This window comes from Pseudomonas sp. GL-R-19, assembly GCF_019956375.1.
In the GTDB taxonomy this organism is placed as follows: domain Bacteria; phylum Pseudomonadota; class Gammaproteobacteria; order Pseudomonadales; family Pseudomonadaceae; genus Aquipseudomonas.
In genome coordinates this window covers 15,662-41,681 of record NZ_JAHBDJ010000088.1, presented here as the reverse complement: position 1 = coordinate 41,681, position 26,020 = coordinate 15,662, and the positions used below count along the sequence as shown (strand labels likewise).

Annotated in this window: 28 protein-coding genes; 13 read left to right on the top strand and 15 right to left on the bottom strand. The window is 60.2% G+C overall.

Features of this window, described 5'->3' with window-relative positions; translation table 11 throughout:
- Positions 1-15: 15 nt before the first annotated feature.
- From KGA83_RS28070 to KGA83_RS28045, 6 genes are all read right to left on the bottom strand, one after another.
- Positions 16-255 (bottom strand): BolA family protein, encoded by a 240-nt coding sequence (locus tag KGA83_RS28070; protein WP_108218211.1) that lies wholly within the window; start codon positions 253-255, stop codon positions 16-18.
- Between the two features lie 114 nt (positions 256-369).
- Positions 370-675 carry a lipid asymmetry maintenance protein MlaB gene (locus KGA83_RS28065; RefSeq protein ID WP_108218210.1) on the bottom strand — a complete coding sequence of 102 codons (306 nt, stop codon included), beginning with the start codon at positions 673-675 and terminating at the stop codon, positions 370-372.
- Positions 672-1,325: a phospholipid-binding protein MlaC gene (locus KGA83_RS28060; protein WP_108218209.1), complete on the bottom strand. Its 654-nt coding sequence runs from the start codon at positions 1,323-1,325 to the stop codon at positions 672-674. The genes KGA83_RS28065 and KGA83_RS28060 overlap by 4 nt, the downstream gene beginning before the upstream one ends.
- Before the next feature lie 11 nt (positions 1,326-1,336).
- Positions 1,337-1,804, bottom strand: a complete 468-nt coding sequence (gene mlaD, locus KGA83_RS28055) for an outer membrane lipid asymmetry maintenance protein MlaD (protein ID WP_056728368.1) — start codon at positions 1,802-1,804, stop codon at positions 1,337-1,339.
- Positions 1,804-2,601: a lipid asymmetry maintenance ABC transporter permease subunit MlaE gene (mlaE, locus tag KGA83_RS28050; protein ID WP_108218208.1), complete on the bottom strand. Its 798-nt coding sequence runs from the start codon at positions 2,599-2,601 to the stop codon at positions 1,804-1,806. Before mlaE ends, mlaD begins: the two co-directional genes overlap by 1 nt.
- Positions 2,601-3,410: an ATP-binding cassette domain-containing protein gene (locus KGA83_RS28045; protein WP_108218207.1), complete on the bottom strand. Its 810-nt coding sequence runs from the start codon at positions 3,408-3,410 to the stop codon at positions 2,601-2,603. The genes mlaE and KGA83_RS28045 overlap by 1 nt, the downstream gene beginning before the upstream one ends.
- 277 nt (positions 3,411-3,687) lie before the next feature.
- On the opposite strand from KGA83_RS28045, the gene KGA83_RS28040 reads away from it, so the two are divergent.
- From KGA83_RS28040 to KGA83_RS27995, 10 genes are all read left to right on the top strand, one after another.
- Positions 3,688-4,662, top strand: coding sequence for a KpsF/GutQ family sugar-phosphate isomerase (locus KGA83_RS28040; protein ID WP_108218206.1), 975 nt, complete (start codon positions 3,688-3,690; stop codon positions 4,660-4,662).
- Complete coding sequence (locus tag KGA83_RS28035; protein ID WP_108218205.1) at positions 4,662-5,186, top strand: KdsC family phosphatase; 525 nt, start codon at positions 4,662-4,664, stop codon at positions 5,184-5,186. Before KGA83_RS28040 ends, KGA83_RS28035 begins: the two co-directional genes overlap by 1 nt.
- 7 nt (positions 5,187-5,193) lie before the next feature.
- Entirely contained in the window at positions 5,194-5,766 is a 573-nt protein-coding gene (gene lptC, locus KGA83_RS28030) for an LPS export ABC transporter periplasmic protein LptC (RefSeq protein ID WP_108218204.1), read from the top strand.
- Positions 5,753-6,301 carry a lipopolysaccharide transport periplasmic protein LptA gene (lptA, locus tag KGA83_RS28025; protein ID WP_108218203.1) on the top strand — a complete coding sequence of 183 codons (549 nt, stop codon included), beginning with the start codon at positions 5,753-5,755 and terminating at the stop codon, positions 6,299-6,301. The genes lptC and lptA overlap by 14 nt, the downstream gene beginning before the upstream one ends.
- Positions 6,301-7,026: an LPS export ABC transporter ATP-binding protein gene (gene lptB / locus KGA83_RS28020; protein WP_008054366.1), complete on the top strand. Its 726-nt coding sequence runs from the start codon at positions 6,301-6,303 to the stop codon at positions 7,024-7,026. Before lptA ends, lptB begins: the two co-directional genes overlap by 1 nt.
- 184 nt (positions 7,027-7,210) lie before the next feature.
- The gene (locus KGA83_RS28015) at positions 7,211-8,704 is read left to right on the top strand and encodes an RNA polymerase factor sigma-54 (protein WP_108218202.1); all 1,494 of its coding nucleotides are present in this window, start codon (positions 7,211-7,213) and stop codon (positions 8,702-8,704) included.
- Between the two features lie 74 nt (positions 8,705-8,778).
- Positions 8,779-9,087: a ribosome hibernation-promoting factor, HPF/YfiA family gene (hpf, locus tag KGA83_RS28010; RefSeq protein WP_108218201.1), complete on the top strand. Its 309-nt coding sequence runs from the start codon at positions 8,779-8,781 to the stop codon at positions 9,085-9,087.
- 12 nt (positions 9,088-9,099) lie between these two features.
- Positions 9,100-9,564, top strand: a complete 465-nt coding sequence (gene ptsN / locus KGA83_RS28005) for a PTS IIA-like nitrogen regulatory protein PtsN (RefSeq protein WP_108218200.1) — start codon at positions 9,100-9,102, stop codon at positions 9,562-9,564.
- A 2-nt stretch (positions 9,565-9,566) separates the two neighbouring features.
- The gene (gene rapZ, locus KGA83_RS28000; RefSeq protein ID WP_108218199.1) at positions 9,567-10,424 is read left to right on the top strand and encodes an RNase adapter RapZ; all 858 of its coding nucleotides are present in this window, start codon (positions 9,567-9,569) and stop codon (positions 10,422-10,424) included.
- Positions 10,425-10,439: 15 nt separating this feature from the next.
- On the top strand, positions 10,440-10,715 hold the full coding sequence (locus KGA83_RS27995; protein ID WP_108218198.1) for an HPr family phosphocarrier protein: 276 nt from the start codon (positions 10,440-10,442) through the stop codon (positions 10,713-10,715).
- 61 nt (positions 10,716-10,776) lie between these two features.
- On the opposite strand, the gene pmbA is transcribed toward KGA83_RS27995, so the two are convergent.
- Positions 10,777-12,123, bottom strand: a complete 1,347-nt coding sequence (pmbA, locus tag KGA83_RS27990) for a metalloprotease PmbA (protein WP_008018721.1) — start codon at positions 12,121-12,123, stop codon at positions 10,777-10,779.
- A gap of 108 nt (positions 12,124-12,231) precedes the next feature.
- On the opposite strand from pmbA, the gene yjgA reads away from it, so the two are divergent.
- Positions 12,232-12,756: a ribosome biogenesis factor YjgA gene (gene yjgA / locus KGA83_RS27985; protein ID WP_108218197.1), complete on the top strand. Its 525-nt coding sequence runs from the start codon at positions 12,232-12,234 to the stop codon at positions 12,754-12,756.
- Positions 12,757-12,816: 60 nt separating this feature from the next.
- On the opposite strand, the gene tldD is transcribed toward yjgA, so the two are convergent.
- The 8 genes from tldD to mreB form a co-directional block, all read right to left on the bottom strand.
- Entirely contained in the window at positions 12,817-14,259 is a 1,443-nt protein-coding gene (gene tldD / locus KGA83_RS27980) for a metalloprotease TldD (protein ID WP_108218196.1), read from the bottom strand.
- A gap of 12 nt (positions 14,260-14,271) precedes the next feature.
- Positions 14,272-15,126, bottom strand: a complete 855-nt coding sequence (locus KGA83_RS27975; RefSeq protein ID WP_223531387.1) for a carbon-nitrogen hydrolase family protein — start codon at positions 15,124-15,126, stop codon at positions 14,272-14,274.
- Between the two features lie 70 nt (positions 15,127-15,196).
- Positions 15,197-19,000 (bottom strand): YhdP family protein, encoded by a 3,804-nt coding sequence (locus KGA83_RS27970; RefSeq protein WP_108218194.1) that lies wholly within the window; start codon positions 18,998-19,000, stop codon positions 15,197-15,199.
- A gap of 75 nt (positions 19,001-19,075) precedes the next feature.
- Positions 19,076-20,533 (bottom strand): ribonuclease G, encoded by a 1,458-nt coding sequence (gene rng, locus KGA83_RS27965; RefSeq protein WP_007970246.1) that lies wholly within the window; start codon positions 20,531-20,533, stop codon positions 19,076-19,078.
- 57 nt (positions 20,534-20,590) lie between these two features.
- The gene (locus KGA83_RS27960) at positions 20,591-21,187 is read right to left on the bottom strand and encodes a Maf family protein (RefSeq protein WP_108218193.1); all 597 of its coding nucleotides are present in this window, start codon (positions 21,185-21,187) and stop codon (positions 20,591-20,593) included.
- A gap of 32 nt (positions 21,188-21,219) precedes the next feature.
- Positions 21,220-21,711: a rod shape-determining protein MreD gene (mreD, locus tag KGA83_RS27955; RefSeq protein WP_007970244.1), complete on the bottom strand. Its 492-nt coding sequence runs from the start codon at positions 21,709-21,711 to the stop codon at positions 21,220-21,222.
- Complete coding sequence (gene mreC, locus KGA83_RS27950) at positions 21,711-22,868, bottom strand: rod shape-determining protein MreC (protein ID WP_108218192.1); 1,158 nt, start codon at positions 22,866-22,868, stop codon at positions 21,711-21,713. Before mreC ends, mreD begins: the two co-directional genes overlap by 1 nt.
- A 143-nt stretch (positions 22,869-23,011) precedes the next feature.
- On the bottom strand, positions 23,012-24,049 hold the full coding sequence (mreB, locus tag KGA83_RS27945; RefSeq protein WP_002555108.1) for a rod shape-determining protein MreB: 1,038 nt from the start codon (positions 24,047-24,049) through the stop codon (positions 23,012-23,014).
- A 211-nt stretch (positions 24,050-24,260) separates the two neighbouring features.
- Here mreB and gatC point away from each other — a divergent pair, with 211 nt between their 5' ends.
- Together gatC and gatA are read left to right on the top strand one after the other, a co-directional pair.
- The gene (gene gatC / locus KGA83_RS27940) at positions 24,261-24,548 is read left to right on the top strand and encodes an Asp-tRNA(Asn)/Glu-tRNA(Gln) amidotransferase subunit GatC (RefSeq protein ID WP_007976465.1); all 288 of its coding nucleotides are present in this window, start codon (positions 24,261-24,263) and stop codon (positions 24,546-24,548) included.
- Positions 24,549-24,564: 16 nt separating this feature from the next.
- Positions 24,565-26,016 (top strand): Asp-tRNA(Asn)/Glu-tRNA(Gln) amidotransferase subunit GatA, encoded by a 1,452-nt coding sequence (gatA, locus tag KGA83_RS27935; RefSeq protein WP_108218191.1) that lies wholly within the window; start codon positions 24,565-24,567, stop codon positions 26,014-26,016.
- Positions 26,017-26,020 lie beyond the last annotated feature (4 nt).

Genomic DNA, 26,020 nt, shown 5'->3' with positions numbered 1-26,020 from the left:
TCGACGCCCTTGGGCTCAGGTGCGCTCGGCCCAGGCCGTGCTGCTGAAAAATTTCATAGTGACCGCATGGATGCTGCCATCGACGATCCACGGGTTCAAATGGGCATAGACCTGCTGCTGACGCTTGACCGGGCTCAATGCCGCCAGTTCATCGCTAATCACGTTCAGCTGGAAATTGCAGCCTTCGCCCTCGACTTCTACTTTCGTTCCGGGCAGCTTTCCTTCAAGAAAGCTCTTAACTTCGTTGGCCTGCATGCTCAACCTCATTCGGCGCCCTGTGCGCGCGGGTCGGACATCATACAAAAAAGCCCCGCGCCTGCGAACCCCGCCAAGCAGGACTCGGACGGGGGGCTTCTTTATAGATGCGTGTCAGGGGTGCGCCAACAGCTCGGTCATCTCGCTGACCTGAGCGATTTCACGCATGTCTTCCGGCATCCCACGGATGCTCAGGGCCTTGCCGGCCACCTGCGCATCGCGGATAAAGCACAGCAGCAACGACAAACCGACACTGCTGGACTTGGTCACCGCCGAGCAATCGACCACCAGCGCCGCGGCCGTGCTGGCCTTGATCAGCGCCTTGCCCTGCTCACGCAGGCCAGGACCGGTGCGGTAATCCAGCACGCCCCTGAGTCGCAACTCGCCCGCTTCGTCCATCTGGACTGCCGACTCACTCATTGGGTTGACTGCCCTGGTTTCTTGTCGGTGGCTTCCTTGGCCTTGGCGACTTCCCCGGCCCAACCATTGATGGTCTTGTCCAGGTCGTTGCCATTGCGCTGCATCGCATCGGCGAACTGATCGCGGAACAGCTTGCCGATGTTGATGCCGTTGATGATGACGTTACGCAGTTTCCACTCGCCGTTGATCTTCTCCAGCGTGTAGGACACCGGATAGATCGCGCCGCTGCTGCCCTTGACGGTCATGCCAACGCTGGTACGGTCGCCCGACTCGTCTTTGGCCGGATCAACGGTGATGCCCTGGTTGTTGTACTCGAGCAAGGCGTTGCCATAGAACTGGAACAGACCCCTCTTGAAGTTTTCTTCGAAGGTCTTCATCTGCGCCGGGGATGCTTTCTTCGAGTATTTGACCGTCATGATGCTCTTGGAAATACCCTCGGCATCCACGACCGGCCCGACGATGGTGTTCAGTGCCGCATAAAAGTCTTGCGGATCCTGCTTGTACTTTTCTTTGTTGGCCGCCAGATCGGCCAGCATCCGATTAGTGGTGTCCTGTACCAGTTCGTGCGCGGAAGGCGCCGCCACGGCGTGGGACACCAACGGAAACACCGCGAGTATTACCAACAGGCCACGTCGCAAGGTAGAGATCATTTAACAGTTCCTCATTTAGCTTCTTTGCTAACGGTATTGAGCAGGAATTTACCGATCAGGTCTTCGAGCACCAGCGATGACTGCGTGTCATGGATGGTTCCACCATCCTTGAGCAGGGTGTCTTCCCCGCCCACGCTGATACCGATGTACTTTTCGCCCAACAGGCCAGCGGTCAGGATAGATGCAGTAGAGTCCGCCGGAAGATTATCGATGCGTTTTTCCAGCTGCATGGTCACCCGACCGGTAAAGCTGTCGCGATCCAGATCGATAGCCGTGACCTTGCCGATGGTCACACCGGCCATGGTCACTTTAGCTCTGACCGTCAAACCGGCGATATTGTCGAAGTAGGCGTAAAGTTTATACGTATCGGTGCTCGGACTCGGGGACAGGCCACTGACCCGCAACGCCAACAAGAGCAAAGCCAGGATGCCAGCCAGCAAGAAAAGGCCGACACCGATTTCCAGGGTGCGGTTTTGCATCAGAAATCTCCAAACATCAAGGCGGTCAGAATAAAGTCCAGGCCGAGTACTGCCAACGAGGCATATACAACGGTCTTGGTAGTGGCACGACTGATCCCCTCGGAAGTGGGTTCGCAGTCATAGCCTTGGAATACGGCGATCCAGGTCACGACAAAGGCAAAGACGATACTTTTGATGACCCCGTTGAGCACATCCTCGGTGAACGTCACGCTGTTCTGCATGTTCGACCAGTAGGAACCTTCATAGACTCCCAGCCAGTCGACAGCTACCCACGAGCCGCCCCAGATACCCACCACGCTGAAAATCATCGCCAGCACCGGCAGGGAAATGAAACCGGCCCACAAACGTGGCGCGATGATGTACTTGAGCGGGTCAACCCCGATCATTTCCAGGCTGGACAGCTGCTCGGTGGATTTCATATTGCCGATTTCGGCGGTCAACGCCGAACCCGCGCGCCCGGCGAACAGCAAGGCAGTCACCACCGGCCCCAGTTCACGCAGCAGCGTCAGCGCCACCATCTGCCCGACGGCCTGCTCCGAACCATAGCTGGAAAGAATGTTGAAGCCCTGCAGCGCCAGCACCATGCCGATGAACACCCCGGAGACCACGATGATCACCAGGGACATCACGCCCACCGAATGCAGCTGCTTGACCAGCAGCCCGAAGGCGCCACCGATACCGCCCCGGCCGAGCAAGGCATGGAACAGGAACAGGCTCGAACGCCCGAACACCGCCAGCGCATCGATGCCGGCCTGGCCGAAGCGGCGAACGCGTTCTATCAATGAAATTCTGCGCATCAGCGCTTCCCCAGAAGATCTGCGCGGTAATCCGTCGCTGGAAAGTGGTACGGGACCGGGCCGTCGGGTTCGCCAGTCATGAACTGACGAATGCGCGGTTCATCCGAGTTCATCAACTCGTCCGGCGTCCCCTGCCCCAACACCTGGCCATCGCCCACTACATAAATGTAATCGGCAATGCTCGCGGTCTCGGCCAGGTCATGGGACACCACGATGCTGGTGATGCCCAGCGCATCGTTGAGCAAACGAATCAGGCGCACCAGAACACCCATTGCGATGGGGTCCTGGCCGACAAAGGGCTCGTCGTACATGAGGATCTGCGGGTCGAGCGCAATCGCCCGGGCCAGCGCGACACGGCGCTTCATGCCGCCGGAAAGCTCGTCGGGCATCAGGTCGATGGCACCGCGCAGGCCCACAGCCTGAAGCTTGAGCAGGACGATGTCGCGGATCATTTCATCCGGCAGTTGCGTATGGACCCGCAACGGAAAGGCGACGTTCTCGAATACATCGAGGTCAGTGAACAGTGCGCCGCTCTGAAACAGCACGCCCATATGCTTGCGCGCATCGAACAGGTCGCTGCGCGACAGTTTTGGCAGATTCTGACCGTTGACCCAGACTTCGCCCCTGGTAGGCCGCAACTGGGCGCCCATCAGACGCAAAAGCGTGGTCTTGCCACACCCGGAAGGCCCCATGATGCCGGTGACCTTGCCGCGCGGGATACGGATATCGACATTATTAAAAATGCTGCGCGCACCGCGCTTGAAGGACAGTCCCTTCAGCTCGACCGCGTAGGCGTTATCGGCACTCATCTAAACTCCTTGCGATGCAGCCTCTCTCTCGGACGCCTGGCTTCCTGACGAAAGCACAAACCTCCCGGGCAGGCCGAACTGGCGGCGAACTATATCACTGCAAAGGCTGCGCGCCCAAGGCCAAAGCCGGGGCTTGTTCAACTGTATGACCGGTTGAAAGCCCCCTTTTAGAAGGTTTCCCGTAACAGGTAATGACAATGCGCAACGAACTTGCGTGAGGGATTCGATCATTACCGTTATAATCGCCGACTTTTCATCAGGCTATACGATTTCTGACATGAGCCAATCCAGCGACCTGATTCGATCAGCACAACGCACCATCCGCCTCGAGATAGAAGCCGTGCAAGGCCTGCTGCCCCATATCGATGCTGATTTCGTACGCGCTTGCGAGATGATTCTGGCCAGCAAAGGCCGCGTGGTCGTGGTCGGCATGGGCAAGTCGGGGCACATCGGCAGCAAGATTGCCGCGACCCTGGCCAGCACCGGCACCACGGCATTTTTTGTGCACCCGGCTGAAGCCAGCCACGGCGACATGGGCATGATTACCCGCGACGACATCATTCTGGCGCTCTCGAACTCCGGCTCCACCAATGAAATCGTGACCCTGCTGCCGCTGATCAAGCGCCTGGGCATTCAATTGATCAGCGTGACCGGCAATCCTGACTCCGCGCTGGCCAAGGCCGCCGAGGTCAACCTGAATGTTCACGTCGAGCACGAAGCCTGCCCGCTGAACCTGGCACCGACCTCGTCGACCACCGCCGCCCTGGTCATGGGCGACGCCCTGGCAGTCGCGTTGCTGGAAGCCCGTGGCTTTACCGCCGAAGACTTCGCCTTTTCCCATCCAGGCGGCGCCCTCGGCCGACGCCTGCTGCTGAAAGTGGAAAATGTCATGCACGCAGGCCAGGAACTGCCGCAGGTCCAGCGCGGCACCCTGCTCAAGGATGCCCTGATGGAAATGACCCGCAAGGGCCTGGGCATGACCGTCATTCTGGAAGCCGACGGCAAACTGGCCGGAATCTTCACCGACGGCGATTTGCGCCGCACGCTGGACCACAGTATCGATATCCACAACGCCATCATCGACCAGGTCATGACGGCCCATGGCAAGACCGCGCGCGCCGAGATGCTCGCCGCCGAAGCGCTGAAAATCATGGAAGACCATAAGATCAACGCATTGGTCGTGGTCGACAGCGAAGACCGCCCGGTCGGCGCCCTGAACATGCACGACTTGCTGCGTGCAGGAGTAATGTAATGAGTGCGGACCTGTTGCAACGCGGCAAACAGATCAAACTGGCGGTGTTCGATGTCGATGGCGTGTTGACCGATGGCCGCCTGTACTTCCTCGAAGACGGCAGCGAATTCAAGACGTTCAACACACTCGACGGTCAGGGCATCAAGATGTTGATGGCCGCCGGCGTGCAGACCGCCATCATCAGCGGCCGCAAGACCCCGGTGGTGGAACGGCGAGCCAGGAACCTCGGCATCCCGCACCTGTATCAGGGGCGCGAGGACAAACTGGTGGTACTCGACGAACTGCTGGCCCAACTCAACCTGAGCTATGAACAGGTGGCTTACCTTGGCGACGACCTGCCGGACCTGCCGGTGATTCGCCGCGTCGGCCTGGGCATGGCGGTGGCCAATGCCGCCAGTTTCGTGCGTGAACACGCTCACGGCATCACCCTCGCCCGTGGTGGTGAAGGCGCCGCTCGCGAGTTCTGCGAACTGATCCTGCGTGCCCAGGGCCGCCTCGATGCGGCCAATGCTGCGTACCTGTGAGCCCATTATGCTGAGCAAAAAGTTTCGCAATACCCTGATGTTCAGTTGCATCGCAGCGATATTCGCCGCGGTAGGCTACTGGAACATCAGCCCGGAACGCTTCCTCGACAAGCCGGTAACGCCGGTCGATGAAAGCGCGATCGACTATTACGCCATCAACGCCCACAGCGTGCAGTACCTGCCGGACGGCAAGCTGCAATATGATCTGGTGTCGGACAAGGTCGAGCACCTGAAAGCCACCGAGGTGACATTGCTGACCAACCCCGACCTGAATGTGTTCCGCGGCACTGAATTCCCGTGGCACGTCCAGAGCTTGCACGGCGAGGTCAACCCTGATGGCACACAGGTCGAACTGATCGATGACGTGCGCATCACGCGCTTCGACGAGAAAAACCGCAAGACCCTGATCACCAGCACCCGCATGACCGTGTTCCCGCAGCAGCAATATGCGCAGACCGAGCAAGACGTTAGAATCGACGGCGCTGGCGGTGTATCGACTGGCAAGGGAATGAAAGCGTATTTGAAAGAAAGCAGGATACACCTGCTATCGAACGTAAGAGGACAGTATGAGGCTCGTTAAAACCCTCCCGATTTTGCTCAGTCTGGGCGCAGCACTGGGAAGCGTGAGCGCCTGGGCTCTGCCGGAAGATCAACAGCAGCCTATCCGCATTCAGGCCGACGATGCCCAACTGGACGACAAGCAAGGTATAGCCACCTATAAGGGTGACGTGATCATCACCCAGGGCTCGATGAAGGTGACCGGCAACACCGTGACCATCACCCGCACCCCGACTGGCGACATCGACGTAGTGACCTCGGTGGGCAACCTGGCGTACTTCGAGCAACTGCAAACCGCTGGCGATACCAAGCCTGTCCAGGGCTGGGGCGTGACGATCCAGTATCACGCCGCGCAAAACCGGGTCGTACTGATCGACAAGGCCAAAGTTGTCGACAAGGACAACAACGTCACCCAGGGCGAAAAAATCGTCTACGACACGGTCAAGAAGCTCGCCAGCGCCGGTCGCGCCACGGGCAGCAAGGTCACCGAGGCACGTCCGCGTATCGACATGGTGATCCAGCCGAAGAAGAAAACCGACGAGAATAAGGCCCGGTAATGGCAACTCTGAAAGCTCAGCATCTGGCCAAGAGCTACAAGAGCCGCCAGGTCGTGCGCGACGTCAGCCTGTCCATCGACAGCGGTCAGATCGTCGGCCTGCTTGGCCCGAACGGCGCCGGCAAGACCACCTGCTTCTACATGATCGTCGGCCTGGTGCAAGCCGACCAGGGCCGCGTCCTGATCGATGACCTGGACGTCAGCCACCAGCCGATGCACGGTCGCGCAAAGGCCGGTATCGGCTACCTGCCGCAAGAAGCATCGATCTTCCGCAAACTGTCGGTGGCCGACAACATCATGGCCATCCTCGAGACCCGCAAGGAACTCGACAAGGCCGGTCGTCGCAAGGAACTGGAAAGCCTGCTGCAGGAATTCCACATCAGCCACATCCGCGACAACCTCGGCATGAGCCTGTCTGGCGGTGAGCGCCGTCGCGTGGAAATCGCCCGAGCCCTGGCCACCAACCCGAAATTCATCCTCCTCGACGAACCCTTCGCCGGCGTGGACCCGATTTCGGTCGGGGACATCAAGCAGATCATTCACCACCTCAAGGCCAAGGGCATTGGCGTGCTGATCACCGACCACAACGTTCGTGAAACCCTGGATATCTGCGAAACCGCCTACATCGTCAACGACGGCCAACTGATCGCCGAAGGCGACGCTGAAACCATCCTGGCCAACGACCTGGTGAAGGAAGTGTACCTGGGCCACGAATTCCGCCTGTAAGACACCGAGACGCCAGAGCAGTCGACAAGCGCTTGTCTCGATAAAAAATCAACTCTTTTTTATTGTTACAGCGCTCTAGGCAAACCCTTCAGTTTCAGGCATATAATTTGCTTAAGTTTGGCGCCCCGGCGCTCTGTAGTGGATGGCGCGTGTGCGCCGGCGAATAAGGTGTTAAGCCCCTGCCATGAAACCATCGCTAGTCTTGAGAATGGGCCAGCAGCTGACGATGACACCGCAGCTGCAACAGGCTATCCGCCTGCTCCAATTGTCGACCCTGGACCTGCAACAGGAAATCCAGGAGGCCCTGGAGTCCAATCCGATGCTCGAACGCCAGGAAGAAGGCGACGACTTCGATAACACCGACCCCTTGGCCGACAACGCCGAACAGAAGCCCAACACCGACATCCAGGAACCTTCCTACCAGGAAAGCGCCCCGACGGTCGATAACCTCGATGAGGGTGACTGGAACGAGCGCATCCCCAACGAACTCCCCGTCGACACCGCGTGGGAAGACGTTTACCAGACCAGCGCCAGCAGCCTGCCCAGCAATGACGACGACGAGTGGGACTTCACCACCCGCACCTCGGCCGGCGAAAGCCTGCAAAGCCACTTGCTGTGGCAACTGAACCTGGCCCCGATGTCCGACACCGATCGCCTGATCGCCGTGACCCTGATCGACTGCATCAACAACCAGGGCTACCTGGACGAAACCCTCGAGGAAATCCTCGACGCCTTCGATCCGGAACTGGACATCGAACTGGACGAAATCGAAGCGGTCCTGCACCGCATCCAGCAATTCGAGCCCGCCGGCATCGGCGCCCGCAACCTGGGCGAATGCCTGCTGCTGCAATTGCGCCAGTTACCCGCCAAGACCCCTTGGCTGGCTGAGGCCAAGCGTCTGGTCACCGATTACATCGACTTGCTTGGCAGCCGCGACTATAGCCAGCTGATGCGCCGCATGAAGCTCAAGGAAGATGAACTCCGCCAGGTCATCGAGCTGGTCCAGAGCCTCAACCCGCGCCCGGGTTCGCAGATCGAGTCCGCCGAAGCCGAGTATGTCGTTCCTGACGTTATCGTGCGCAAGGACAACGAGCGCTGGCTGGTGGAGCTCAATCAGGAGTCGGTGCCACGGCTGCGGGTCAACGCCCAGTACGCCGGTTTCGTGCGCCGCGCCGACACCAGCGCCGACAACACGTTCATGCGCAATCAGTTGCAGGAGGCCCGCTGGTTCATCAAGAGCCTGCAGAGCCGTAATGAAACCCTTATGAAGGTTGCCACCCAGATCGTCGAGCATCAGCGTGGTTTCCTCGAATATGGCGACGAAGCCATGAAGCCGCTGGTCCTGCATGACATCGCCGAAGCGGTCGGCATGCATGAGTCGACGATTTCACGGGTGACCACCCAGAAGTTCATGCACACCCCCCGGGGCATTTATGAACTGAAGTACTTTTTCTCCAGTCACGTCAGCACCTCCGAAGGCGGCGAATGCTCGTCCACGGCGATCCGCGCGATCATCAAAAAACTGGTTGCCGCGGAAAATCAGAAAAAGCCATTGAGTGACAGCAAGATCGCTGGTTTACTGGAGGCACAAGGCATTCAGGTGGCTCGCCGCACCGTCGCCAAGTACCGCGAATCCCTCGGGATCGCGCCTTCGAGCGAACGCAAGCGGTTGATGTAGGGCCACGCCACAGCGTTCCAGTGGCAGATCATCTGATCTGCCGCTTTATGCACTGGCAACGAAGGAGAAGCTGTATGCAAGTCAACATCAGTGGACACCAACTGGAAGTGACCGAACCTCTTCGCACCTACATCGGCGAAAAACTCGAACGATTGGAGCGACATTTCGACAGGATCACTAATGTGCAGGTCACGATGACCGTCGAAAAACTGAAGCAGAAAATCGAAGCCACGCTGCATATTCCCGGAAATGAAGTGGTCGCCAACGCGGAACATACCGATATGTACGCCGCGATCGACGCACTCACCGACAAGCTGGATAAACAACTCAAAAAGCATAAGGAAAAGACCCAGAGCCTCCTCCAGGGCGCAACCGGTCGTTAACACTCCCAACCCATGATCCGACTTGAAAGTATCCTGACCCCCGGCCGTTCCCTGGTGAACGTGCCGGGAGGCAGTAAAAAGAAAGCCCTCGAACAAATTGCCAATCTGATCGCCCGCGAAGTGCCGGCTCTGGAGATGCAAGATGTCTTCGAGGCGCTGATTGCCCGTGAAAAACTCGGCTCCACCGGTTTTGGCAACGGGATCGCTATTCCACACTGCCGTCTCAAGGGCTGTGTTTCACCCATCAGCGCATTGATGCACCTGGACGCCCCTATCGACTTCGACGCCATCGACGGCGCGCCGGTTGACCTGTTGTTCGTATTGCTGGTCCCGGAGGCTGCCACCGATGCGCACCTTGAGCTGCTGCGACAGATCGCCAGCATGCTCGACCGCAAGGAAGTTCGCGATAAACTGCGTAATGCTGCAAGCAACGAAACCCTGTATCAGGTTGTCCTGGACGAGCAGAACGGTCAGTAATCATGCGCTTGATCATCGTCAGTGGCCGCTCCGGCTCAGGTAAAAGTACCGCCCTCGACGTTCTTGAGGACAACGGCTACTACTGCATCGACAATCTGCCTGCCGGTCTGCTGCCGGAACTGGCCGAACGAGCCTTGATTCATACCGAGCTGCTACAGCCGCTGGTCGCCGTTTCCATTGACGCGCGCAACCTGCCCAGCCACCTGTCACGCTTCCCCGAGCTGCTCGAAGAAGTCCGCAACCGCCACATCCAGTGCGATGTGCTGTACCTGGATGCCGACGAAGAAACCTTGCTCAAGCGCTTCTCGGAAACCCGCCGACGCCACCCCCTGACCAACGCCAACCGCTCGCTGGCCGAAGCCATCAGCGTCGAGAGCGACCTGCTCGGGCCGATTGCCGACCTCGCCGATCTCAAGATCAACACCACCAGCCTGAACCTGTACCAGCTGCGCGACGCCATCAAACTGCGTCTGTTGAATCAGCCCGAGCCGGGCACTGCGTTCCTGGTAGAATCCTTCGGGTTCAAGCGTGGCATGCCGGTGGACGCCGACCTGGTATTCGATGTGCGTTGCCTGCCCAACCCTTACTGGAAACCGGAATTGCGCGAGCAGTCCGGGCTCGATCAACCGGTTGCCGATTACCTGGCGGCACAGCCGGATGTCGAAGAGATGTTCCAGGACATTTCCACATACCTGCTAAAGTGGCTGCCTCGTTTTGCCGCCAGCAACCGCGCCTACGTCACCATTGCCATTGGCTGCACTGGCGGACATCACCGCTCCGTCTACCTGACCGAGCGTCTGGGGCAGGCGCTGCAAAAATCCCTGAAGAACGTCCAGGTTCGCCACCGCGACCTCAGCTAAAGGATTCACATCGCGATGCCTGCTCGGGAAATCGAAATCATCAACAAGCTGGGCCTGCATGCCCGTGCTTCTGCAAAATTCGTCGGGGTCGCCGGCCAGTTCAAGGACTGCACGATCAGGGTAGGACGCACACCTGAATCCACAGTAGATGGCAAAAGCATCATGGCCATGATGATGCTCGCTGCCGGTAAGGGCACCAAAATCCACCTGAGCACTGAAGGCGAGCAGGAACAGGAAGCGATGGACGCGCTGGTAGACCTGATCAATCGCTACTTCGACGAAGGCGAGTAAACATCAAAAAAAGGCGCGCCACCCGGATGGGTGGCGCGCCTTTTTTGTGTAACGGCGAAGTTTAGCTACCCGCCACCGTCATCCGCTCGATCAGCACGGAACCCGTGCGAATGTTGCTGCGCAGTTCCAGATCGTTACCCACGGCCACGATCTGCTTGAACATATCGCGCATGTTGCCGGCGATGGTCACTTCCTGGACCGCGAACTGGATTTCGCCGTTCTCGACCCAGTAACCCGCCGCGCCCCGGGAATAATCGCCGGTGACCATGTTCAGCCCCTGGCCCATCAACTCGGTGACCAACAGTCCGCGTCCCATGCGCCGCAGCAAGGCCGCCTGGTCTTCATCACCATGGGTGACGAACAGGTTGTGCACGCCGCCGGCGTTGGCCGTACTTGGCATGCCGAGCTTGCGGCCGGAGTAGGTACCGAGGATGTACGACACCAACTCGCCTTTTTCGACGAACGGTTTGGCGTAGGTTGCCAGGCCATCGCCATCGAACGCCGCGCTGCCCAAGGCTCGCATCAAGTGCGGACGCTCGTCGATGGTCAGCCATTCCGGAAACAGCTTCTGGCCCAGTGTGCCTTCAAGGAACGACGACTTGCGATACAGGCTACCGCCGGAAATCGCCGACAGGAAACTGCCGAACAGGCCCCCGGCCAACTCGGCGGAAAACAGCACCGGCACCTCGCAAGTCGGCACCGGCCGCGCGCCCAGACGGCTCGCCGCCCGTTGTGCGGCACGCTGGCCGATGCTGACCGGGTCGGCGAGCAGATTGCCCTGGCGGTTCACGTCGTACCAGTAATCGCGCTGCATCTGGCCGTCCGCTTCGGCGATCATCACGCAGCTCAAGCTGTGACGAGTCGATGCGTAACCGCCGATAAACCCGTGGCTGTTGCCATAAACGCGGCAACCCTGATGGGTGCTGAGGGTGGTGCCGTCAGCGTTCTTGATTCGGCTGTCGGCGGCAAACGCCGCGGCCTCACAGGCCAGAGCCTGCTCGATGGCCTGCTCCGGAGTGATGTCCCATTGGTGGAACAGGTCAAAATCCTGAATATCACGGGCCATCAGTGCGGCATCTGCCAGGCCCGAGGCTTCGTCTTCCGAAGTGTGCTTGGCGATGGCCAGTGCAGCGGCGACGGTTTCGCGAATCGCTTCCGGACCACTGGCCGACGTGCTCGCCGAACCTTTGCGCTGACCGACGTACAAGGTGATGCCAAAACCCTGATCGCGGTTGAATTCTACCGTTTCGACTTCACGCTGGCGCACCGTGGTCGACAAGCCCTGCTCCAGTGACACCGCCACTTCACAGGCGCTGGCCCCTTGGCGCCTGGCTTCAGCGATGATCTGCTCGACTTGCTCCTGCAGTGCCGGCAACGCTTGTGGGCCGACGCTTTCAACTGCACTCATGCTGTTCTCCACTCAAATTCTGCTTTCGGTAACGGTCATCGAGCGACCGGGCCGGACAAGCGGCCCCCGACTGGTTATCATGGCGGCGTTTCTTTGCGGACGGCCACCATGGTTGATTCTTACGACGACTCCCTCGATACGGGAGAAAAAAGCAAATCCCAGGTCAAACGCGAGCTGCATGCTCTGGTTGACCTTGGCGAGCGCCTTACAACACTCAAGCCTGACTTGCTGGCAAAACTGCCCTTGACCGACGGAATGCGTCGGGCTCTGGCCGATGCGCCCAAGCACACCGCGAACATCGCGCGTAAACGGCACCTTCAGTTCATCGGCAAACTGATGCGCGATCAGGACACTGCCGCCATTCTGGTTTTGCTCGATCAACTCGATGCCTCCACCCGTCAATACAACGAACGCTTCCATAACCTGGAACGCTGGCGCGATCGTCTGATTGCCGGCGACGATGCCGTTCTGGAAAAATTCGTCGTCGACTACCCGGACGCGGACCGCCAGCAATTGCGCTCCCTGATCCGTCAGGCCCAGCATGAGGTTGCGCAAAACAAACCTCCTGCTGCCAGCCGTAAAATCTTCAAGTACATCCGTGAGCTGGACGAGACTCAACGCGGTCTGCGCTGAGTAACGCCAATCCCCTGTAGGAGCAGCCTTCGGCAGCCCCTACAGGGGATGTCTTCATCCTTATGCGCCCGTGCCACCCACGGTGATCGCATCAATCTTCAGCGTTGGCTGGCCGACACCCACCGGCACCGATTGCCCATCCTTGCCACACGTGCCCACGCCGCTGTCCAGCGACAGGTCATTACCGACCATCGACACCTTGCTCATGGCTTCCGGCCCGTTGCCGATCAGGGTTGCGCCCTTGACCGGAGCGGTGATCTTGCCGTCCTCGATCAGGTACGCCTCGCTGGTGGAGAACACGAACTTGCCGCTGGTGATGTCCACCTGACCGCCACCCAGGTTGGCGCAGTAGATGCCGCGCTTCACCGAGGCGATGATTTCCGCCGGGTCGCTTTCGCCGGCGAGCATGTAGGTGTTGGTCATGCGCGGCATCGGCAGGTGCGCGTAGGATTCGCGACGGCCGTTACCGGTTCGCGCCACGCCCATCAGGCGCGCGTTGAGCTTGTCCTGCATGTAGCCTTTGAGCACGCCGTTTTCGATCAGCGTGGTGCACTCGGTCGGCGTGCCTTCGTCATCGACACTCAATGAACCACGGCGACCGGCCAGGGTGCCGTCATCGACAATGGTGCAAAGCTTCGATGCGACCATCTCGCCCATGCGCCCGCTATAAGCCGAACTGCCCTTGCGGTTGAAGTCGCCTTCCAGACCATGACCGACGGCTTCATGCAGCAGCACACCCGACCAACCGGAACCGAGCACCACCGGCAAGGTACCGGCCGGCGCCGGAATGGCTTCAAGGTTGACCAGTGCCTGACGCAACGCTTCACGGGCATAGCCCATGGCGCGGTCTTCGCCGAGGAAGTAACGGTAATCGGTCCGACCGCCACCGCCATGGCCACCGCGCTCGCGGCGACCGTTCTGTTCGACGATCACGCTGACATTGAAACGCACCAGTGGCCGCACATCCGCCGCCAGACCGCCGTCGGTGGAAGCCACCAGAATCCGCTCCCAGACACCGGCCATGCTCACGGTGACTTGCTGGATGCGTGGGTCGAGGGCGCGGGTCGCGGCGTCGACTCGCTTGAGCAAATCGACTTTCTCGGCGCGGGTCAGCACTTCCAGCGGATTGTCCGGCGCATACAATTGTGCGACGTCCTGGCTGGTGAATGCCTGTACGGTGCCATTCTGGCCAGCGCGGGAGATCGAACGGGCGGCCCGCGCCGCCGCGCCCAGGGCTTCAAGAGTAATGGCATTGCTGTAGGCAAAACCGGTTTTTTCGCCCGATTGCGCACGCACGCCGACACCCTGGTCAAGGTTGAAACTGCCTTCCTTGACGATGCCGTCTTCCAGCGCCCAGGACTCGGAGATCTGCCCCTGGAAATACAGGTCGGCCGCATCGATGCCCGGCCCGGCCAGATCGCCGAGCACGCCTTGCAGGCTCTCGATCGTGACGCCACCGGGCGCCAGCAGGTGTTCACTGACTGAGGACAACAACTCGCTCATATGCTTTACGCCTTAAATTCGTCGTTCTGATGCAGGTCGCTGGGCGCCCTGCGAGAAAAATCGCCGGTGACTGGACACCGGCATCCGCGCCCGGATGGACGCCTGTTCGCTGCTGTCGCGTTCGGCCAGCAGTACGGCCTCACCTTGATCCTTTTGCGCCAGCACACGCCCCCAGGGGTCGACGATGGCGGCATGGCCAAAGGTTTCCCGCGGCCCCGGATGCGTCCCACCTTGGGCGGCCGCGAGCACATAACATTGCGTCTCGATGGCCCGCGCACGTATCAGCACATCCCAATGCGCCGCGCCGGTCACCGCGGTGAAGGCCGAAGGGGCAGTAATCAGTTCCGCGCCGGCCGCGCGCAATTCACTGTACAGCTCGGGAAAGCGCAGGTCATAGCAGACCGTCAGGCCAACCCGGCCGACGGGCGTGTCCGCCACGACCACTGCGTTGCCATAAGCATAGTCATCGGATTCACGATAACGGCCACGATTGTCCGCCACGTCCACATCGAACAGGTGCAGCTTGTCGTAGCGCGCCACCGTATCGCCCTGGTCATCGACCAGCAACGAACAGGCATGGGCTTTCGCCGCCGGCTGATCCACCGGCGGCAACGGCAACGTGCCGGCCACAATCCATAACTTGAGGTCGCGTGCGGTCTGTTTCAACCAGGGCAGGATCGGGCCTTCGCCCAAGGCTTCGGCGCGCCCGATGTCGGCAACGTCGCGCCGGCCCATGGCGGCGAAGTTTTCCGGCAATACCGCAAGCTTCGCACCACCGGCGGCCGCTTGCTCGAGCAGTCGACGGGCCTGGGCCAGATTAGCCGGCACATCGCTCTGGCTGACCATTTGAATCACCGCTACAGACATGGCGCACTCCTGGAATCGTATGCGGCCATGCTACTCCATAGACTTGCCGAGTGCCTTTTGAAAAAGGACCTCAAAAAGCCTTGTCGAAGGTGATTTTCGGTTCTTTCCACGGCCCTTGGACCGTGTACTTCACACTGGCGAAACGGGAGACCCGGTCGCCGATCAGCTTGTCGATCAGGAACAGTGCCCCGCCGACCGCGGGTGCACCGACGATCAGTGCGGCAATCGGCAGGTTATTGGTCACCGGCAAGGTCACAAGCAGTTTCGCATCGATCTGATCGGCCACCATGTTCAACGTGCCGTCGAGTTCGATGGTGCTCGACGGGCCGGTCAGCCGGATCGGCTCACGGGTGACATATACGCCATTGGTCCCAACCAGCAGCCCCTTGACCCGGTCATAACTCAGACCTTTGCCGAACAGGTCGGAGAAGTCCAGGCGCAGGCGCCGGCCGATGGAGTTGAAGTTGAGCAAACCAAATACCCGCAACGCCTGGGCACTGCCTTCGACCTCGACGAACTGGCCCTGATTGAGCGTCGCATCGAGCGAGCCGGAGAAGCGTTTGGTCGCCACCCAGGCTGGCGAGCCGGGCCAGCGGCCATCGACATCCATATAAAAGTCCCGGCTGGTGACGCTCGGCGCGAACCCCCAGCCCTTGAGCACATCGGCCAGGTTCTTGCCGCTGATGCGTCCCTTGTACCAGCTGTTGCTGGCGCCAGGCACGCCTTCCCAACCACCGCTGCCCACCAACAGTAGGCCCTTGAGGCCCAGGTCCAGCGAGTTGAACACGATGCCCTTGGGCGTAGGACGAATCTTCAGCGACCAGCCCCCCACCAGATCCTGGCCCTGGAATAACTGATTGATGGTGATGTCCATCGCGGGGATTTTCGTCGGGTCCACCGACGCCAGCGGATCCGGCGAGTTTTCATCGGCCAGCACGGCCGGGTCCGGTGCGGGCAGGCGCACGGTTTGCAGATTGATCGTGATTGGCGTGGCTTTCGCATCGGGCAGATTGGCACTGCCCTTGATCTGCTGGCTGTCGAGTTGCAGCGCCCAGGCGGAAGGCTTGCGCGCCAGCTGAATCGAGGCCTGGTCGAGCGTGGTGCCGATACCGCTAAGCTTGTCCACTTTGAAGTCCGCGCCGCTGAGCAATTGCCTGGCGCTGCCGCCGGGATCCTCTCCGGCGTATTTATCCGCCAGATCTTTCCACGGGCCAACGTCCAGTTCCGACAGTACGCCCCGTATCCGCAGGCCTTTGGCGCCAGGCAACACGGCTTCGCCGGAACCGAGGAACAATTCCCCGCGACCGTCAGCGAAATTGCTGGCCGGGGCCGCAAACGTGAAACCCGCCAGGTCCCCGTAGTTGACCCAATAACGCCGTTCGTCGCCCTGCAAGGTCATGCGGAACGTTGTGTCGCGCCCGGCATCGGCGGCCATGCCGAACGGTGCAGGCAAATCGACGGCTACGCCCTTGAGGTTGGAATTGACCAGCAATTGGCTGTCGGCGTCATTGAGGGTCAGTTGCAGTTGATAAGGGATCACGCCACTCACCGGCAGAGGCTGGGTCACCTTCAGCCAGTCGGTCAGTTTCCTGACCTCGACCTGGCCCGACGCGGTCACCCGGGTATTGAGCTTGCCCGGGCTGCCGTCGGCAAAAATCTGTGCGGTGACCGGCTTGTCGAACGCCCGTGCGCTGATGCTCTGTCCACTCAGGCCCTTGGCACTGTCGAAACGGAAATCACCTTTGAGCTGGGTCAGCTCCAGCACAGGTTCAGCCAGTTTCAAGCGTGCCTTGGCGGTCTTGAAATCGACGAGGATCTTCGGCTCCTCGCCTTTGGCCAGCGGGATATCCAGCTTCAACTTGCCTTGCAGATCACCCTCGCCTTCCCACCCGGCAAAGGTTGCCCCGGTACCGATTGGCGCTTCCTGGAGGATTTTCAGGCCATCGCCCAAACCGCCGGCAAATCCGCCATCGAGGAACAAATGAACGTTCTGCCCGGCAGGCACATGGGGAATGTTGACGTAAACATCGTTGACCTGGGTATCGAGCAACTGGCCCTTGCTGGCCAGAATCCGCACGCCACTGTCTTCGACAAACACATCGCCGCTGACCTTGCTGACATGGGGCCAGCCCGGCTGGAAGGCCAGTTCGGCATCGTGAACCTTGAAGTACAGGCTGATGCTGCGATCCTCGTCTGCGGCACCATGGTTGAGCGACCCTTGATACTGGAAGAAGCCTTGGTCCACCGCGCCCTTGAGAATTGCGGTACGCAGCCATTCGTCCAGCGCCGGGCTGAGGACTGTCGGCAAGTACTTGGCGGTGTAGCGACCGTCTCCGTCCACCATGCCAACCCGCAGGTCCATGTAGTCTTCCTGGGTGTGATCGAAATGCAGGCGAATCAGGAAGTCGCCGGCGATCTTGCCTTCCTCGCCCAGCACCTTCAGGTATGGCGCGATCAGGGTGAAACCTTCTTTATCGAGCTTCCAGGTCAGCCGCGCATTGGCCTGAATGTACTGCCATGGCTTGGCGAAAATAGGGTCCAGATGCAGCATGAAATCCTTGCTGTCCATGCGCAATTCGCCGCGCCCCAGGTCACCACTGATGCTGCCGCTGACATTTCGCGCCGCCGGCGCACCGTGATAGGCATCGAAGCCTACCTGGTCGAGATTGGCGGCAAAGCCGAACTTGCTGTCGTCTATGGCATTGGGGCGCAAGTCGACCAGCACGTTACGCAGGCTGCCCGTGACTTTGAGCCGCTCGACGACCGTGGCAAAACCTTCTGGCAACGGCGCCAGAGCGTTGAGCAGCGGGGTCAGCGGAGTGAGATCGACCCGGTCGGCTTGCAAGCGCCAGAGCTCTTCGGTTTTATCAGTGGCCGCGTTTTGCTTGAGTTGCAAATGCGTTTCCCAGCGGGTCTCACCAAGGTTCATCGCCAGGGAATCGAGAATCACCGACGCGCCTTCGGCACTGCGCTGGAAGTAGCCGTTCAGGGCCAGATTGTTGATCTGGATCTGCTTGCGCTCGGCGTAGGCACCCTTGAGTTGTGGTGCATTCAAACGGACCGCAGCACTTTGCAGGGCACCTTTGCCCCAGGTCAGCCAAAACTCGCCGCCGGCTTTGATCTCAGAGAAACTCCACTCTTGGGTCACTCGCTCGGGCAACCATTTCGACCAGTCGCTTTGCGGCAGGCTCAGGTAGACCTCGGCTTCACTGTCCTGCCATTGACTGGCACGAATGCGGGTGCGCAAACTCATCGCCACCGGCTGCCCGTCAGGCAGCGTCAGCCGCGCGTCGAGCCGCTGCCGTGACGCCCCGGTTTTCAGATTGAGGCCGACGTAGGTCAGGGTCAGCGGCGACTGTGCAAACGGCTGCAAAGTCACCTGACTGTCGAGCACCGACAGTTGCTGGATCATCTGCATACGATTGAGCAGCTGTTCCGGATCGGTTGGTTGATCCTGTTGCACGGGCAAACCTTCCAGTGCCCATTGACCGTCGTTACCCTCCTTGACGCTGATCTTCAGGCCGCTGAGTTCCAGATGAGCGATGCGTACCTGTCGCGCCAGAAGACTGGCCCAAAGGTCCGGCACCGCACGCACCTGATCCAGGTGCAAGGCATTGGCGCCCTCACCGACCGTCACGTCGTGCGCCATCAGTATGGGGGCGAATCCACTCCAGTTGCCTTCGAGCTCGCCGATCTGCAACGACATGCCCAAGGCATCGCTGGCTTTGGTTTCGATGTCGGCACGGTACTCGGCGACTAACGGCGTCAGCTCCCGTCCGAGGCTGACGTAGAGCGCCATCAACACCAAAACCAACGCGCACAGGCCCAGACCCCAGCGGGTCAGTGCGGCCAAAATGCGTGTCAGACGGTCCATGTCAGGTGGCCCCCATGGCAAAAGTTTTGCAAAAAGCTGAGGCCAGCCATTCTCGAGCAATCAAAACGATAGGCTTCAGAGCAGCACCACGTCGTATTGTTCCTGGGAATACATGGTTTCGACCTGAAAGCGGATGGTGCGCCCGATAAACCCTTCCAGCTCGGCGACGTTGCCCGACTCTTCGTCGAGCAGGCGGTCCACCACTTTCTGGTTTGCCAATACACGATAGCCTTCTGCCTGATAGGCGCGTGCTTCACGCAGGATTTCGCGGAAGATTTCGTAGCAAACGGTTTCCGGGGTCTTGAGCTTGCCGCGCCCCTGACAGGCGTTGCACGGCTCGCACAACACCTGCTCAAGGCTTTCGCGGGTGCGCTTGCGGGTCATCTGCACCAGGCCCAGTTCGGTGATACCGATGATGTTGGTCTTGGCGTGATCGCGCTCCAGTTGCTTTTCGAGCGTGCGCAACACCTGGCGCTGGTGTTCTTCATCTTCCATGTCGATGAAGTCGATGATGATGATTCCGCCGAGGTTGCGCAGGCGCAATTGACGAGCGATGGCTGTCGCGGCTTCGAGGTTGGTCTTGAAGATGGTTTCTTCGAGGTTGCGATGGCCGACGAACGCCCCGGTGTTGACGTCGATGGTGCTCATGGCTTCAGCCGGGTCGACCACCAGGTAACCGCCGGACTTGAGCGGGACCTTGCGCTCGAGAGCCTTCTGGATTTCGTCTTCGACGCCATACAGGTCAAAAATCGGCCGCTCGCCCGGGTAATGCTCCAGACGGTCGGCAATCTCAGGCATCAATTCGGCGACGAATTGCGTGGTTTTCTGGAAGGTTTCCCGGGAGTCGATACGGATCTTCTCGATTTTCGGGCTCACCAGATCACGCAGGGTGCGTAGCGCCAGACCGAGGTCTTCGTAGATCACGCTGGGCGCGCTGATGGTTTTGATCTGGGCACTGATCTGATCCCAGAGCCTTCGCAGGTAGCGGATGTCCATGAGGATTTCATCCGCGCCGGCACCTTCGGCTGCGGTGCGCAGAATGAAACCGCCGGCTTCCTTGATCCCTTCCTTGGCCACGCAATCAGTGACCACTTGCTTGAGTCGCTCGCGCTCGGCCTCGTCTTCGATCTTCAGGGAAATGCCGACATGGGCCGTGCGTGGCATGTACACCAGGTAACGCGAAGGGATCGACAGCTGAGTGGTCAGGCGTGCGCCTTTGGAGCCGATCGGGTCCTTGGTCACTTGCACCACCAGGCTCTGGCCTTCGTGCACCAGTGCACTGATGCTCTCGACCGCCGGGCCTTCGCGCAGGGAAATTTCCGACGCATGAATGAACGCGGCACGATCCAGGCCGATATCGACGAATGCCGCCTGCATCCCCGGCAATACCCGCACGACTTTGCCTTTATAGATGTTGCCGACGATCCCGCGCTTTTGTGTGCGCTCGACATGGACCTCTTGCAGGACACCGTTTTCGACCACCGCCACGCGCGATTCCATCGGCGTGATGTTGATCAGGATCTCTTCACTCATGGCAGGGTCTCGTTCAGGCATGTTCACGATAATGGCCGCATCTGTTCAGGACGACGCTTAAAGCGCGTTCCGGGGTTGCCAACAGGGTATGCCGAAATGGCCGAGCAGTTCCGCGGTTTCGCAAAGCGGTAGTCCGACTACCGCTGAATAACTTCCATTGAGTCCGGCGACAAACACCGCACCCAGTCCTTGAATGCCATAACCGCCCGCCTTGTCCCGTGGTTCGCCGCTGGCCCAGTAGGCCGCGGCTTCATCACGACTGATAGCACGAAATCGCACCCGACTGGTGACAACCCGGGACTCGCAGCGTTCGCCATCGAGCACTGCGATCGCGGTCAGGACCTCATGCTCACACCCTGACAACATCATCAGCATGGCGCACGCATCCGCTTGATCAACCGGTTTGCCGAGAATTTTTCCGCCCTGTACCACGGCGGTATCGGCGCCGAGCACGCAGAACGGTTCGTCAGACACGACGACGCCGCGCCCGGCCTCGGCCTTGTCGCGCGCCAGGCGCTCGACATAGGCCGATGGGGATTCTTGAGCTAAAGGAGTTTCATCGATGTCCGCACTCACGGCGGAGAACGGAACGCCGATCTGCGTGAGTAATTCACGCCGACGCGGCGAGCCAGAGGCGAGGTACAACCGTTTCATCAAGACCTCTCCCTGTCTAATGCCTGAGCGAATCAATTGATTTTGTAGCGTCGACGCAATCCGCGCAAACCGAAACTGATCCAGGGCCAGAGCAACGCGCTGACCAGTGCCGGCAGCACCAGCGCCAGCGTCGGCTGACGATTGCCGGTCAAGGCACTGAGCCATAGTTGTACAAGCTGGGCGAGGCCGAAGATCACCAGGATCACCAGGCTCTGTTGCCACATCGGAAACATCCGCAGACGTTGCTGCAGCGCCAGCACCAGGTAGGTGATGAGGGTCAGGATCAAGGCGTTCTGCCCAAGCAAAGTGCCGTAGAGCACGTCTTCAGCCAGCCCCAGACAAAACGCCGTCACCATCCCGACGGTCTGCGGCAGGTTCAACGCCCAGAATGCCAGCAACAAGGCCAGCCACAGCGGGCGCAGGATTTCCATGAATTGCGGCAGAGGCGAAACGCTCAGCAGCAGACCGACGGCGAACGTCAGCCAGACTATCCAGCCGTTTCGGGATGCTTTTACACCGCCCATTATTCTCTCCCCACTGGAGTGGCCGGCGCGGAGACTGGCGGTTTGGCGGCAGGCTTCGCGGCAGCGGGTTGCGCCGCTGGCGGTTTAGCCGCCGCAGGATGCGTGGCCGCAGGCTTGGCTGGCGTGGTGGTTGGCTTGGCTGGCGTGGTGACTGGCTTGGCTGGCGCAGTGGCCGCGGGCGCCACCGTGGCAGGAGCTGCCGGTGCGGCGGCCGGTGCAGCGGGGGCTACCGGGTTGACCAGTTTCGGAACTGTCGCCGGAATGATCGGGCCACCGCCCTGTGCATCCAGGCTTTCCTGAGCCTGGGCGGCATCGTTGGCGCGCTCTTCGGCCGTACGGTTGTCGCTGAACACCAGCAGCAGGTAACGGCTGCGGTTCAAGGCAGCGGTCGGAATGGCGCGGACAATGGCGAACGGCTGGCCGGAATCGTGAATGACTTCCTTGACCGTCGCCACCGGATAACCGGCCGGGAACCGCTGACCGAGGCCGGAGCTGACCAGCAAATCGCCTTCCTTGATGTCGGCGGTATCGGCCACATGCCGCAATTCGAGACGTTCCGGGTTGCCGGTGCCGCTGGCAATCGCCCGCAACCCGTTGCGGTTAACCTGCACCGGAATGCTGTGGGTGGTATCGGTCAGCAGCAAGACGCGGGAGGTGTAGGGCATCAACTCGACCACCTGGCCCATCAGGCCACGGGCATCGAGTACCGGCTGACCGAGGACCACGCCGTCGCGCTCACCTTTATTGATGATGATGCGATGGGTGAACGGGTTGGGGTCCATGCCGATCAACTCGGCCACTTCGACCTTCTCGTTGACCAGGGCCGAGGAGTTGAGCAACTCGCGCAGCCGAACGTTCTGCTCGGTCAGGGCGGCAAGCTTCTGCATGCGCCCCTGCAACAGCAGGTTCTCGGTCTTGAGTTTTTCGTTTTCGGCGACGAGCTCGGTCCGGCTGCCGAACTGACTGGCAATACCTTCCCACAGTCGTCCAGGCAGGTCAGTGATCCAGTAGGCGTCCATCAGCACCAGCGACATCTGGCTGCGTGCAGGCTTGAGCAGACTGAAACGGGCATCGACCACCATCAGCGCGACCGATAGCACGACCAGCACCAACAGGCGCACGCCCAGTGAAGGGCCCTTGGTGAAAAGCGGTTTAATAAGCCGCTCCTTCCAGGCAAAAGTTCTGTTTATTCATGTGGCAGCAATCCGGCCTGGATGCAGACTGACAGAAGATAAACGCGAACAGGCAGCACCGCAAAGTGCCGCCTGCGCGCTCAACAGCATAGAGGCAATCCGGCGACTTATTCGCTGGAAAGCAGGTCCATGGTGTGTTTATCCATCATTTCCAATGCACGGCCACCGCCGCGAGCAACGCAGGTCAGCGGGTCTTCGGCAACGATCACCGGCAGACCGGTTTCCTGGGCCAGCAATTTGTCCAGGTCACGCAGCAAGGCGCCACCACCGGTCAATACCAGGCCACGCTCGGCGATGTCGGAAGCCAGTTCCGGAGGCGATTGCTCAAGGGCGCTTTTCACGGCCTGAACGATGGTCGCCAGGGACTCTTGCAGAGCTTCCAGCACTTCGTTGGAGTTCAGGGTGAATGCGCGCGGAACGCCTTCGGCCAGGTTACGGCCACGAACATCGACTTCGCGAACTTCGCCGCCCGGGTAGGCAGTACCGATTTCCTGCTTGATGCGCTCGGCGGTGGATTCGCCGATCAGGCTGCCGTAGTTACGACGTACGTAGGTGATGATCGCTTCGTCGAAACGGTCGCCGCCAACGCGTACGGATTCGGCGTAAACCACGCCGTTCAGGGAGATCAGCGCGATTTCAGTGGTACCGCCACCGATATCCACGACCATCGAACCGCGAGCTTCTTCAACCGGCAGGCCGGCACCGATCGCAGCGGCCATCGGCTCCTCGATCAGGAACACTTCACGGGCACCGGCGCCAAGGGCCGATTCACGGATGGCACGACGCTCAACCTGGGTGGATTTGCATGGAACGCAGATCAACACGCGAGGACTGGGCTGCAGGAAGCTGTTTTCGTGAACTTTGTTGATAAAGTACTGCAGCATTTTTTCGCACACGCTGAAGTCGGCGATCACGCCGTCCTTCATCGGACGAATGGCAGCAATGTTGCCCGGCGTACGGCCGAGCATGCGCTTGGCCTCGGTGCCGACAGCAACGACACTTTTCTGGTTACCGTGTGTCCGAATGGCCACAACGGAGGGCTCATTCAGGACGATACCGCGCTCGCGCACGTAAATAAGGGTGTTGGCAGTGCCCAGGTCAATGGAAAGATCGCTGGAAAACATGCCACGCAGTTTCTTGAACATGGGGAAAGGACCCTAGGCAACGCGTGGGTAAAAAAGTGCGGCAAACTCTAACAACGACAGGGATTTTGGGCAAGGCGCCAATATGTTAAATTGGCCGCTTTTCTGTGCACCAAGCCCCACAATCGCGGCCTTATGACCGTAGAAGTGCGGTAGTGTTCCGACAATCTAACACACGGACGCGGTCCGTTTTGTTTTCCACTGGAGAATCCCAATGGCGCTTGAACGCTCCGACGTGGAAAAAATCGCTCATCTGGCCTGCCTTGGCCTCAATGATGCCGATCTTCCACACATCACTTCGGCCCTCAACAGCATTCTCGGGCTGGTCGACGAAATGCAGGCGGTCAATACCGACGGTATCGAACCGCTGGCTCACCCACTGGAAGCCAGCCAGCGCCTGCGTGCAGACGTCGTGACCGAGACCAATAACCGCGAGGCCTACCAGTCCATCGCACCAGCGGTCGAAAACGGCCTGTACCTGGTTCCGAAAGTCATCGACTAAAGGGAAAGAGCCTGCAATGCATCAATTGACTCTGGCCGAGATCGCCCGCGGACTCGCCGATAAAAAGTTTTCCTCCGAAGAGCTGACCAAAGTCCTGCTGGCGCGCATCGCCCAGCTCGATCCACAGCTCAACAGTTTCATCAGCCTCACCGAGGACCTGGCGCTGACGCAGGCGAAAGCCGCTGACGCTCGTCGGGCCAATGGTGAGAGCGGCGCCCTGCTCGGCGCGCCGATCGCCCACAAGGACCTGTTTTGCACCCAGGGCATTCGCACCAGCTGCGGCTCGAAGATGCTCGACAACTTCAAGGCACCGTACGACGCCACTGTCGTCGCCAAACTGGCCGCTGCCGGGGCCGTGACCCTGGGCAAGACCAACATGGACGAATTCGCCATGGGGTCGGCCAACGAGTCGAGTTACTACGGCGCGGTGAAAAACCCGTGGAACCTGGAATACGTTCCGGGCGGCTCGTCCGGCGGTTCGGCTGCTGCGGTTGCCGCTCGTCTGCTGCCTGCGGCGACCGGCACCGACACTGGCGGTTCGATTCGTCAGCCGGCGGCCCTGACCAACCTCACCGGTCTGAAACCCACGTACGGTCGCGTTTCGCGCTGGGGCATGATCGCTTACGCGTCCAGTCTCGATCAGGGCGGTCCATTGGCCCGCACCGCCGAAGACTGCGCGATCTTGCTGCAGGGCATGGCCGGCTTCGATCCGAACGACTCCACCAGCATCGATGAACCCGTGCCGGACTACAGCGCCAGTCTCAACGGCTCGCTGCAAGGCCTGCGCATCGGCGTACCTAAAGAGTATTTCAGCGCCGGTCTCGACCCACGCATCGCCGACCTGGTCATGGCCAGCGTTGAAGAGCTGAAAAAGCTCGGCGCCGTGGTCAAGGAAATCAGCCTGCCGAACATGCAGCACGCGATTCCTGCGTACTACGTGATCGCCCCGGCGGAAGCCTCTTCCAACCTGTCGCGTTTTGACGGCGTGCGTTTCGGCTATCGCTGCGAAGACCCGAAAAACCTCGAAGACCTGTACAAGCGCTCCCGTGGCGAAGGCTTCGGGCCGGAAGTTCAGCGCCGGATCATGGTTGGCGCCTATGCGCTGTCCGCCGGTTACTACGACGCCTACTACCTGAAGGCGCAGAAGATTCGTCGCTTGATCAAGAACGACTTCATGGCGGCCTTCAATGAGGTCGACATCATCCTCGGCCCAACCACGCCGAACCCGGCCTGGAAGCTCGGCGCCAAGAACAGCGACCCGGTCGCTGCGTACCTGGAAGACGTCTACACCATCACCGCCAACCTCGCGGGTCTGCCTGGCTTGTCCATGCCAGCAGGTTTTGTCGATGGTCTGCCGGTTGGCGTGCAATTGCTCGCCCCGTATTTCCAGGAAGGCCGCTTGCTAAATGTTGCCCATCAGTACCAGCTGAACACTGACTGGCACACCCGCACCCCAACCGGCTTCTGAGGAG